The sequence below is a fragment of the Bacillus pretiosus genome (genome assembly GCF_051294775.1).
Classification (GTDB): domain Bacteria; phylum Bacillota; class Bacilli; order Bacillales; family Bacillaceae_G; genus Bacillus_A; species Bacillus_A wiedmannii.
The window spans coordinates 1-280 of the sequence record NZ_JBPPHF010000635.1 but is presented as its reverse complement, the minus strand read 5'-3'; the positions used below and the strand labels follow the sequence as shown (position 1 = coordinate 280).

The window sequence follows — 280 nt, the reverse complement described above, 5'->3', positions numbered from 1 at the left end:
ATTACACCCATAATATGAGAACCACATCCAAATCCGATACCTTTACCAACTGAGTTAGTAACGCGGCTCCATTTTAATAAAAGTGGGCCGGTAATCGTTCCAGTAATACCTGCGATAACAACGAAAGCTGCTGTTAATGACGGTACACCACCAACTTGCTCTGAAACACTCATCGCAACTGGCATTGTCACCGTTTTTGGTAAAGAAGATAAAATTAAGCTGTTATCTGTTCCCATAAGTGATGCAATGGCAAAATCTCTTGCGATTTCAACTGTTTTCC

At 40.7% G+C, this 280-nt stretch carries 1 protein-coding gene; it reads right to left on the bottom strand.

Annotated elements, in window-relative coordinates:
* The coding region (locus tag ACSG5Z_RS32475; RefSeq protein WP_435712995.1) for an LrgB family protein at positions 1 to 280 on the bottom strand (280 nt) is incomplete at both ends.